Origin of the sequence: Kitasatospora misakiensis (assembly GCF_042656005.1) — a bacterium.
Lineage (GTDB): Bacteria > Actinomycetota > Actinomycetes > Streptomycetales > Streptomycetaceae > Kitasatospora > Kitasatospora misakiensis.
Map to the genome: position 1 here is coordinate 23,102 of NZ_JBHSOF010000072.1, position 9,635 is coordinate 32,736.

The 9,635-nt window shown below is 73.1% G+C and carries 12 protein-coding genes; 9 read left to right on the forward strand and 3 right to left on the reverse strand.

The window, feature by feature from the left end:
- The first annotated feature begins 86 nt into the window (after positions 1–86).
- Positions 87–1,079, forward strand: coding sequence for a trypsin-like serine peptidase (locus ACFP3U_RS33775; protein WP_380229581.1), 993 nt, complete (start codon positions 87–89; stop codon positions 1,077–1,079).
- Here ACFP3U_RS33775 and ACFP3U_RS33780 read toward each other — a convergent pair.
- On the reverse strand, positions 1,046–1,744 hold the full coding sequence (locus ACFP3U_RS33780) for a helix-turn-helix domain-containing protein (protein WP_380229583.1): 699 nt from the start codon (positions 1,742–1,744) through the stop codon (positions 1,046–1,048). The genes ACFP3U_RS33775 and ACFP3U_RS33780 overlap by 34 nt on opposite strands.
- Positions 1,745–2,186: 442 nt before the next feature.
- Between ACFP3U_RS33780 and ACFP3U_RS33785 the strand changes: the two genes are divergently transcribed.
- From ACFP3U_RS33785 to ACFP3U_RS33815, 7 genes are read left to right on the forward strand one after another with little or no spacing between them, the layout of a single operon-like run.
- Complete coding sequence (locus ACFP3U_RS33785) at positions 2,187–2,456, forward strand: phosphopantetheine-binding protein (protein ID WP_380229584.1); 270 nt, start codon at positions 2,187–2,189, stop codon at positions 2,454–2,456.
- Positions 2,449–3,306 carry an SDR family NAD(P)-dependent oxidoreductase gene (locus ACFP3U_RS33790; protein ID WP_380229585.1) on the forward strand — a complete coding sequence of 286 codons (858 nt, stop codon included), beginning with the start codon at positions 2,449–2,451 and terminating at the stop codon, positions 3,304–3,306. Before ACFP3U_RS33785 ends, ACFP3U_RS33790 begins: the two co-directional genes overlap by 8 nt.
- On the forward strand, positions 3,303–3,836 hold the full coding sequence (locus ACFP3U_RS33795; protein WP_380229586.1) for a hypothetical protein: 534 nt from the start codon (positions 3,303–3,305) through the stop codon (positions 3,834–3,836). Before ACFP3U_RS33790 ends, ACFP3U_RS33795 begins: the two co-directional genes overlap by 4 nt.
- Positions 3,833–4,681 carry an SDR family NAD(P)-dependent oxidoreductase gene (locus ACFP3U_RS33800; RefSeq protein ID WP_380229587.1) on the forward strand — a complete coding sequence of 283 codons (849 nt, stop codon included), beginning with the start codon at positions 3,833–3,835 and terminating at the stop codon, positions 4,679–4,681. The genes ACFP3U_RS33795 and ACFP3U_RS33800 overlap by 4 nt, the downstream gene beginning before the upstream one ends.
- A gap of 22 nt (positions 4,682–4,703) precedes the next feature.
- Positions 4,704–5,978: a beta-ketoacyl synthase N-terminal-like domain-containing protein gene (locus ACFP3U_RS33805; protein WP_380229588.1), complete on the forward strand. Its 1,275-nt coding sequence runs from the start codon at positions 4,704–4,706 to the stop codon at positions 5,976–5,978.
- Positions 5,975–7,330: a beta-ketoacyl-[acyl-carrier-protein] synthase family protein gene (locus ACFP3U_RS33810; protein WP_380229589.1), complete on the forward strand. Its 1,356-nt coding sequence runs from the start codon at positions 5,975–5,977 to the stop codon at positions 7,328–7,330. The genes ACFP3U_RS33805 and ACFP3U_RS33810 overlap by 4 nt, the downstream gene beginning before the upstream one ends.
- Positions 7,327–8,034 carry an alpha/beta hydrolase gene (locus ACFP3U_RS33815; RefSeq protein ID WP_380229590.1) on the forward strand — a complete coding sequence of 236 codons (708 nt, stop codon included), beginning with the start codon at positions 7,327–7,329 and terminating at the stop codon, positions 8,032–8,034. The genes ACFP3U_RS33810 and ACFP3U_RS33815 overlap by 4 nt, the downstream gene beginning before the upstream one ends.
- A gap of 52 nt (positions 8,035–8,086) precedes the next feature.
- Here the strand turns inward: ACFP3U_RS33815 and ACFP3U_RS33820 are convergent, their stop codons facing one another.
- The gene (locus ACFP3U_RS33820) at positions 8,087–8,278 is read right to left on the reverse strand and encodes a DUF397 domain-containing protein (protein WP_380229591.1); all 192 of its coding nucleotides are present in this window, start codon (positions 8,276–8,278) and stop codon (positions 8,087–8,089) included.
- A 10-nt stretch (positions 8,279–8,288) separates the two neighbouring features.
- Positions 8,289–9,137, reverse strand: coding sequence for a helix-turn-helix domain-containing protein (locus ACFP3U_RS33825; protein WP_380229592.1), 849 nt, complete (start codon positions 9,135–9,137; stop codon positions 8,289–8,291).
- Positions 9,138–9,414: 277 nt separating this feature from the next.
- On the opposite strand from ACFP3U_RS33825, the gene ACFP3U_RS33830 reads away from it, so the two are divergent.
- On the forward strand, positions 9,415–9,635 hold a 221-nt coding region (locus ACFP3U_RS33830), incomplete at its 3' end, for an ATP-binding protein (RefSeq protein ID WP_380229593.1).

Consider the following 9,635-nt stretch of genomic DNA (forward strand, 5'->3'; position numbering starts at 1 on the left):
AGGGGCGGATCACTGACCTCCCAGGTCGGGACACCATAGTCGGACCGTCCCCCACCGCCGCCGACCTGGGCAGGAGCCGACCACGCATGGGCCAGCATCGCCGCCGCAACCCCCGCCGCCGCCTCCTGGCCCCGACCCTGGTCACCACGACCCTCTCGGTCCTGACGGTGGCGGCCGTCGTGGTGGGCACCCACAGCGTGACCCCGCGCGCCACCGCCGTCGCCTCCCCGAGCACCCCGCTCCCGGCCGCGCCCTCGACGCCCGCGGTGCCCTCGACGCCCTCGACCCCCGCGGTGCCCACCGCCACCGCGTCGCCGGAACCCGTCTCGGAGCCCACGCCCGAGCCCACACCGGAGCCGACGCCTGAGCCCTCGCCGACGCCCACCGCGACCCCCACCGCCACGGCGACCCCCACCGACGCGCCGCCCGGTACCACCGCCACCGCCCCGGCCACCCCCGAAGCGGCCACCGTCGGCGCCCTGTTCACCGGCGCCGTCGGCCCCGGCAACCACTTCTGCACGGCCAGCGTGCTGCACAGCACCACCGGGAACCTGCTGCTCACCGCCGCGCACTGCCTCGACGACCCGAGCGGGGTGACCTTCGCCCCCGGCTACCGCGACGGCCGGGCCCCGTACGGCACCTGGCGGGTCACCGCCGTGCACACCACCACCGGCTGGTCCCACGGCGCCGACCAGGACGAGGACTTCGCGATCCTGGAGACCGCCGCCGACGACCAGGGCCGCCGGATCGAGGACGTGGTCGGCGGCAACACGCTCGGCACCGACGAGCCCTTCGGCACCGCCGTCCGGCTCTACGGCTACGCCGCCGCCGGGGAGCAGCCGCTGCTGTGCACCAACACCACCGGCCGGCAGAGCACCTACCAGCGGGTCGTCGACTGCCCCGGCTACCCCGGCGGCACCAGCGGCGGGCCCTGGATCTCCACCGCCACCGGCCATGTCGTCGGCGCCATCGGCGGGTACCAGGAGGGCGGCGACACCGACGACACCTCGTACAGCGCCTACTTCGACCACACCGTCGCGGCGCTCTACACCGAGGCGGTCGCCGCGGCGGCCTCCTGACCGCCGTAGCGGGGCCGGTGCCGTTGGAGGGAGCGCACCCGGGGGACGACGGCCGGAACCGCGCCGCAATTGCCGACCGCCCGGAACCAGGCCGCGCGCCAGGCGGCGATCCGGTCCCCCGGGATGCCGCAGCAGCGGACGTAGGTGAGCAGCAGCGGCTCCGAGGGCATCCGGAGCCCGGCCAGGACGTCCGCCAGGGTGCTGCGCGGCAGCGCCCCGAAGCCGCCGTGCCGGGCCCGCTCCTGGAGTTCGCGCAGCGAGGGCTGCCCGGCCGTCAGCCGCAGCCGGTGCATCGCCTCCAGCAGGTGGGCCGGCTCGTAGACGAGTTCGAGTCTTCGGGCCCGCCCGCCCGCCGGTGCCGCGCCCGGCCGCCGTTCGGCGCGGGCGGCCGCGGTGCCCGTGCCGGTGGCGGCCCGTTCCCAGCGCTGCCGCGCCTCGCGGACCGACGCCCCGCAGGCCGCCGCGTACGCCTCGACCACCCCCAGCCTGGGCAGGGCGGAGCCGCTGTCGGCCCGTGACAGGGTGGCCGGCGAGCAGCCCGAGCGGGCGATCCGGTCGGCCATCTGCCGGTAGGTGAGGCCGGACTCCGCGCGCAGGGCGCGCAGCCACTGGGCCAGTTCGTAGTGCGGTGCCGCCGGGGGCACCGCCTTCTTGCGTCGCGCCATTGCCGCCCTCCCCACGGCGTGCCGCCCGGTCGGCCGTTGTTCCCGGTAACGGCCGGAACCCGGTCCGACCGGTTCGACCAGCCGACTGCGGTGCGATGTCGTGAATCGCCTCGAATGACGTTCCGGGTGGTACACGTAAGGGTGCGACCACGGTAGTCATCCACTTCTCCCAAGGTCAATCCCCTTTGCTTCTTCTTTGCACGGTACGACGTTGTCGAAGTGGCCACCACGAGGGCTTGTCGGGAGCGGTTGATTCAATTCGTCCGGAATGCGGTGGGATGTATTCCGCCGTCCTGGCCAGGGCGAAGGGAGGTCCGGGCGGCGTTCCGCCGAGGCGATTGTCCGGCGCCGGAGGGATGAGTGGCCCTTGCGGCGGGCTTTACCGGTCTGTTGGCATTGGCAGCGTCCGCAGCGGTATTTCGGAACTCTCGGAGGAGACATTATGTCGCCCACGGAAAACACCGATTTCAACGTCCTGGTCGAGCTGCTCAAGGACGTCAAATCCGGCCTGGAAGGCCAGTCCATCACCCCGGCCGACTCGGTGGTCGAGGACCTCGGGCTGGATTCCCTGGACCTTCTCCAGCTGGCCCGGAAAATCAACCGCCGGCTCGGCGTCGACTTCGACCTGGACAACTGGAACGAGACCGCGGCCGAGCACCGCCGCACGGTCGGCTCGATCCTGGCCGTGGTCGAGGCGGCCCAGCGTGTCTGAGCGGCCCGGCGTGTCCGAGCGGCCCGGCGCGTCCGAGCCCGGGACCACGCCCGGGACCACGCCCGGGACCACGCCCGGCGCCGGCCGGGTCGCCCTGGTGACGGGCGGCTCGCGGGGGATCGGCGCGGCCGTCGTGCACCGCCTGGCGGCCGAGGGGCTGACCGTGCACCTGGTCTACCGCGAGGCCGAGGAGGCCGCCCGGAGCGTCGTCGCCGCCGTCACGGCGGCCGGCGGCCGGGCGGTCGCCCACCGCGCCGACGTCGCGGAGGAGAAGCAGGTCGTCGAGCTGGTCGAGCGGATCGCCGAGCAGGAGGGCGCGCTGCACGTCCTGGTCAACAACGCGGCCGTGATCGACGACCGGCTGGTCGCCGCGACCCCGACCGCGCACTGGGAGCGGGTGCTCCGGATCAACCTGACCGGCCCCTTCTTGGCCTGCCGCGAGGTCCTGCCCCTGATGCTCGACCAGGGCTGGGGCCGGATCGTCAACATCTCGTCCAACTCCGTACGGATCCCCGGCCCCGGCCAGAGCGCCTACGCCGCCGCCAAGGGCGGGCTGGAGGCGCTCACCCGGACGCTGGCCGTCGAGGTCGGCCGCAAGGGCATCCGGATCAACACCGTCGCCCCCGGCAAGGTGCGCACCGAGATGACCGACGCCGTCGCCGAGCGGCTCGGCTCGGACGGCGCCGGCACCCGCTGGGGCCTGCCCGAGGACATCTCCGGCCTGGTCGCCTTCCTGGCCGGCGAGGAGGCCGACTACATCCAGGGCCAGACCTTCACGGTGGACGGCGGCCGACTGGTGATGCGGGCCGCCGCCGGGGCCCGGACGCGCCGGACGGGGGTGCCGGCGTGAAGTACTGGGAGGACTTGGTGGGCGCGCCCGACCACCGGTTCGGTCCGCTGGTCTTCGGCGGCGACCTGCTCGACCAGCTGCTCGACCTGATGGGCGAGAAGCACCCCGTCCACGACGACGACGCCTTCGCCCGGGCCCTCGACCGCACCCGGCGGATCGTCCCCGGCGGCTTCATCCACTCGATCACCTCCGGCTGGGTGGTCCAGCACGGCTCGCCGGCCGCCGTCGTCGGCCTGCGGACCCTGGCCTGGGACTTCGTCCGCCCGCTCTACCCCGACACCCCGTTCTGGTTCACCACCCGCACCGGCCGGTCCGTCGAGATCGACGACCGGCTCGGGCTGGTCGAGTCCACCCGGCGGGTGCACGACGAGGACGACCGGACGTACGCGATCGGCCGGATGAGCGTGGTGGTGCTGCGCCGCGCCGCAGCCGTCTCGCTCACCCCGGACCCGGCCGCCCCGGGACCCGCCACCGACCCGGCGCGGGCGGCGACCGCCCCCGCCCGGACCAGCGAGAGGACAGCACGATGACCGAGGACACCGCGCACAACCCGCCGGCCCCCCGGCCCGGCCCGCTCGTACCCCGCCCGCTGGAGGGCCGGGTGGCCCTGGTCACCGGCGGCTCGCGCGGCATCGGCGCCGGCATCAGCCGCAAGCTCGCCGCCTGGGGCGCCACCGTGGCGATCAACTACGTCGACCGGGAGGGCCCCGCGAAGGAGCTCGCGGCCGAACTCACCGACGCCGGCGCCAAGGTGACCCTGCACCGGGCCGACCTGTCCGAGGCCGCGGCCGCCGAGGAGCTGCTCGCCGAGGTCGGCGAGGCCCACGGGGACCTGCACATCCTGGTCCAGAACGCGGCGGCCACGAAGTTCTCCCTGCTGGAGAACGCCACGCTCAGCCAGTGGCAGTTCGTCCAGGACACCAACGCCCGGGCCACCTGGCTGCTGGCCAAGCACGCGGTGCCGCTGATGAAGGGCCGCCCCGGCGCCCGGTTCATCACCATCACCAACTCGACCACCAGCCGGATCGTGCCGCGCGCCGGCCTGCTCGGCGCCGCCAAGGCCGCGCTGGAGAACCTCACCCGCTTCCTCTCCTACGAGCTGGCCCCGCACGGCATCGTCGCCAACTGCGTCCGCCCGGGCCTGGTGCAGACCGGCGTCTTCAGCGTCCGGCCCGACTTCAACCACGGGGTGCGGCACGAGCAGGCGGTCACCCCGTGGACGGACGGACAGATGACCACGCCCGAGAACAGCGCCGACGTGGTCGCCATGCTCTGCCTGGACGAGGCCGCCTGGATCGTCGGGCAGACCATCACGGTGGACGGCGGCTACGCGCTCTGGGGCAACCTGAACAGCCCGCTCCGGGTCGGCGAGTGACGCGGGGATGGGCGACGGCGCCATGTCCGAGGTGATCGTGACCGGCACCGGGGTGGTCTCCCCGGCCGGTCTGGGCACCGAACCGCTCTGGTCCGCGATGGCCGCCGGCCGGTCGCTCTTCGGCCCGGCGGGGCCGCTGCCCTGGCCGGTGGCCGCGGTCGACCGCGCCGCCGTGGAGTGGCCGCCCGGAAAGCCCTGGGTGGACAACCGCAAGTACGCCAACCTGGCCGCCCACTGGGCGGTCGGGGCGGCCCGGCTCGCCCTGCGGCAGGCCGGCCGCGACCCGGACAGCCCGGGCTGGGGCGACCCGGAACGCGGCGGCACCGTGATGGCCGTCGGCAGCACCGGCGACGAACTGGGCGACGTGATGCCCAGGCTCGCCGGGATGGCCCTGGACGACCCGCGCCCGCTCGCCACCCTGCTCTACGAGGAGGTGCCGGACTACTCCTACATCCGCGGCATCCCCTCCCAGCTCGGCCAGTTCGTCTGCATGGCGACGGGTTTCCGGGGCTCCAACGTCGCCGCCTACGGCGAGGTGGCGGCCGGCGGCCTGGGCGCGCTGGCGCTCGCGCTGCGGCTGCTGGAGAGCGGTGAACTGGACCGGGTGCTGGTGGTCGGCGTGGCCCCGCCGTCCTCCGTCACCGCGCTCCACTCCTTCGACCAGGACGAACCCATCGGCACCGAGGCCGCCCCGGGGCGGGGCCCGTTCGACGAGGAACGGGCCGGACCGCTGCTCGGCCAGGGCGCCGCCGCCGTCCTGCTGGAGCGGGCCGCCCCGGCGGACGCCCCGGCGCCCCGGGCCCTGGCCCGGCTGCTCGCCTGCGAGACGGTGGTCGCCGCCGACCGGGCGAGCGCGACCGGCCTGGCGGTGCGGGCGGCGCTCCGCCGGGCCGGCAGCCGGCCGGACCACTGGTGGGCGCACGGCTCGGGCTCGCCGGCCGCCGACCGGGAGGAGTGCTCGGCCGTCCTGCCCCAGGTCGGCGCCGTGCCGGTGACCAGCAGCAAGGGCACCCTGGGCCTCGCCCTGGAGTGCTCGGCACTGATCGACACCGCCCTCGCGGTCGAGTCGCTGCGCCGCGGCCAGCTGCCACCGGTCGGCCTGCTGCGCCGTCCCGACCCGCGACTCGGCGGCCCGGACACCGTGACCGGGGCGGCCCGTCCGGTGCCGGGGTCGGGCACCGCCCTGATCACCGGGATCGACCACGGCCGGAGCAGCGCCTCGGCCGGCGCCCTGGTGCTCGGCGGCGTCACCGGGGAGCCGGGCGACCAGCGGGCACGGGGGGAGGAGGAGCTGTGACGGACACCGTGACGGGAGCTGCGGCGGACGCTTTGACGGACGCTTTGACGGGCGAGGACATCGTGATCACCGGGATGGGTGTGGTCACTCCGATCGGCGCGACCGTGGAGGACTTCTGGGCGGCCAACCTGGCCGGCCGGTCGGGCGTGGTCGCCGAGGACCGGATGGACCTCGGCGGGCTGCCCTGCGGCTGGGCGGCCGGCCTGATCCCCGAGGACATCAGGAAGGAGGTGGCCGAACGCTGGGGCGGCCCGGACCGCACCTGGGGCGACACCCTGCTGCACAGCGTCGTGGACCAGGCGCTCACCGACGCGGGCATCACCGGCCCGGTCGGCGGCGAGGCCGCCGGACTGGTCTGGTCCCGGGTCTGGCCGGGGCCGAGCGGCTCCTTTCCGCAGGACTACGCGGTCCACTTCGGGGAGCTCGGCCGGCGGTACCGGCGGATCGGGAACGAGCCGGCCGCCGTGCTGGAGAACCTGCGGAGCCGGCGGCTGTCGGCGGAGGCCTCGGACCACTCGGCCTTTCCGGTCGAACTGGCCGGACGGCTGGGCGTGCCGCTGATCGCCTCCCGGGTGGAGGCCACCTGCTCGGGCGGCCTGCGCTCGATCGCCGAGGCGGTCCGGCTGCTGCGGCTCGGCCGGGTGGAGGTCGCCGTGGTCGCGGTCTCGGTCTCCCGCAACACCCAGTACGTGCTCTCCCAGTACGGGCAGCTGATGGCGTTGTCCCGGTGGAAGGGCGATCCGGCCCTCTCGTCGATGCCGTTCGACCGGCGCCGCTCCGGCATGGTGATCAACGAGTCCGCCGGGGCGCTGGTCCTGGAGACCGCGGGCCACGCCGCCCGGCGCGGCGCGGGGTCGCACGCGGTGGTCGGCGGCTGGGGCCTGGCGGTGGACACCACCCACATCACCGCGCCGCAGGTCGGCATGGTCGAGCGGGTGATGCGTACCGCGATCGCGGGCTCCGGGCTGACGCCGGACGACATCGACACCGTCAACGCGCACGGCACCTCCACCAAGCTCAACGACATCACCGAGGCCCGGGCGCTGCACCGGGTGTTCGGCGAGCGGACGGCGGAGCTCGACGTCTGCGCGGTGAAGTCGCTGACCGGGCACGGCTCGGCCGCGTCCGGGGTGGTGGAGACGGTGGCGGCGGCGCTCACCCTCACGCGGGGCGTCGTCCCGCCGGTGGTGACCTGCACCGAACCGGATCCGGCCTGCGCGGTGAAGACCTCGCTGACGCCGGTGGTGCGGCCGGTGGCGACGGTGCTGAAGAACTCCTTCGGCTTCGGCGGGCAGTACGCGTCCATGGTGTTCAAGCGCCCGGCGCAGCCCCGTCAGGCCCCGGTCCGGTGAGCGGCGCGAACGCGGTGGGCGCGGCGCGGCTGCCGGTCGAGGTGGTCGAACCGGTCGGCCGGCACCGGGCGACGGTCCTCTGGCTGCACGGGCTCGGCCAGGGCCCGGAGAGCCTGGTGGAGGTGGCCGACCGGTTGGGGTTGGATCGGGCGGGCATTCGGGGGGTCTTCCCGCAGGCGCCGCTGCGGCCGATCGGCCGGGTCTCCGGCGACCCGGTGCGGGCCTGGTTCGAACAGGACGTGTTCTCCCTGGAGAACCCGGGCCCGGCGTCGCTCCCCGGCGTGCTCGCCGTCGAACGGCGGCTGCGCGCGGTGCTGGACGAGGAGACCGCGCGGGTGGGGGCCGGACGGACGGTGGTCGCGGGGTTCTCGCAGGGGGCGCTGATGGCGCTGGTGCTGGCGCTGCGGTATCCGCAGCGGTTGGCGGGGCTGGCGCTGTACGCACCGTTCCTTCCGGACGAGGCGGTCCCGCTGCTGGCGTCGCGACGGTCGGCCGTCGCGGTGGACCTGCCGGTCTGGATCGGCCATGGTGCGTTCGACTGGATCATCCCGGAGAAGAGTGGGGCGAAGGTCCGGGACGTGCTGGCGGACTGGGGGCACCCGGTGGGCTGGCAGCGCTACCGAGCCGGCCACGAGGCGTTTGGAGGAGTGAAGCGCGCACTCCCGGACTTCCTCGAACGGGTCCTCGGCCCCACCGAGGACTGACCAGGATGACTGTCAGCGGGCCTCGCTCGAAACGAGCGAGGGCCGCTGGCGGTTAGGCGCGGTGGTCGAGTTCGCCGACTTTGATGGTGCGGAGGAGGTCGGCGAAGGCGGACCCGGTGGTGTGGAGGATGATGTCGCCGTCGTCGGACTCCCGGAGTTCGACCAGCCCGTTCATGGAGCGCACCTCGACGCAGTCATTACCTGAGCCGCTGAACGACGACTTCTGCCAGTTGATATCAGGCATCCTCGGCCTCTCACAGGGTTCGTGCAATCTTGTGGATCAGCTCGCGCGAGTCACTCTCGCTCAGTGCTGACTCCTCGGTGCGGCCGAAGATCGTTCGGTAGCTTGTCAGTTCGCTCACAGCATCGAGGTAGATGGATCCTCGGGACGACTCAAGCTCCACGGTGTCCAGCTCTGATACGGCACCGAACGCATAGGTGAGGTTTTCGACCGCTCCGGGAAACGTGCTGACATCGAACGGCACCACTCTGATCGTCATCCACGGTTGCTCGGAGTCCTCAAGGAGCGACTGAAGCTGCTCCTTCAGGATCTGGGAGCCGCCGAACCTCGTCCACAGCGCCGACTCGTAGATGAAGGCGGTCAGGGGCTTCTGGTCGCGCCGGAGGTCGTTCTTGCGTTGCACTCTGAAGGCCATGCGGGCCTCCAGTTCATGTCGCGGCAGAGGCGGAATCAGGCGGCCGAAGACAGAAGACGCGTAGCTGATGGTCTGGCACGGTCCGGGGATGTGAGTGAGGACCCAGATCATGAGCTCACGCGAGCTCTTCTCCAGTTCCGCGTTTTCGAGGAAGCCGTCCGGGATTGTCCCCCGATACTCCTCCCACCAGCCTCTCGACCGGTCTTGGAGCATGTCCTCAAGCGCGTCGACAAGAGGCGCATTCATGCACTTGCAGGCCGCAGCGAACGACTTCAACCGTTCGGGGCTCACGCCGACTTTGCCGGACTCCATCTGGCTGACCTGAGTCCTGTCGATTCCCAGCGCTTTGCAGAGTTGCGGAGCAGTGAGTCCGGCAGCCTCACGCATTCTCCGTAGCTCGGCACCTATGCGGCGCTGACGGAGGGTTGGGTTGCGTCGGGGCGGCATGGGTTCCTTCCTTGCCTTGGGTGATCCAAGTGTGCAGTGCGGCCCACGGGCGGGTCCACCTGCGCACCCAAGAGTGAACCTGGGCCGATTGTGTATCACGGGTGATTCGGTTGCTGTAGCGTCATCTCATCGATGTGCCGATGGTGCGTCAGTAATGCCTGTTCACAGGGCAGTAGGCGCCTGCTGCCCTTTTGCACCGCAGAGCAACCGGCTTCGGCCTGGCCTGGCTCACGGTGACGCTCTCCTCCCCACCTTGCCTCTCCCTCGGAGGTTTCTCATGCGTGCCTTCTGCCCGCCCGACTGGTCCACCGCCCGCGAGGAGCTGCGCGCCGCGCTCGCCCTCGCCTCCTGGCCCGACGACCTCATCGCGGACGCCGAACTCGCCCTCCACGAGCTGTACGTCAACGCCTGGCGCCACGCGGGCTGCCAGGCGCCGACCGTCGTGGTCGTCCTCCTGCCCACCCGCACCGTCCGCGTCTCCGTCGCCGACGACAGCCC

Coding starts and splice junctions, on each gene's coding strand:
- ACFP3U_RS33820 (WP_380229591.1), bottom strand. CDS start 8,278: ATGCCTGATATCAACTGGCAGAAGTCGTCGTTCAGCGGCTCAGGTAAT.
- ACFP3U_RS33805 (WP_380229588.1), top strand. CDS start 4,704: ATGTCCGAGGTGATCGTGACCGGCACCGGGGTGGTCTCCCCGGCCGGT.
- ACFP3U_RS33800 (WP_380229587.1), top strand. CDS start 3,833: ATGACCGAGGACACCGCGCACAACCCGCCGGCCCCCCGGCCCGGCCCG.
- ACFP3U_RS33785 (WP_380229584.1), top strand. CDS start 2,187: ATGTCGCCCACGGAAAACACCGATTTCAACGTCCTGGTCGAGCTGCTC.
- ACFP3U_RS33780 (WP_380229583.1), bottom strand. CDS start 1,744: ATGGCGCGACGCAAGAAGGCGGTGCCCCCGGCGGCACCGCACTACGAA.
- ACFP3U_RS33775 (WP_380229581.1), top strand. CDS start 87: ATGGGCCAGCATCGCCGCCGCAACCCCCGCCGCCGCCTCCTGGCCCCG.
- ACFP3U_RS33825 (WP_380229592.1), bottom strand. CDS start 9,137: ATGCCGCCCCGACGCAACCCAACCCTCCGTCAGCGCCGCATAGGTGCC.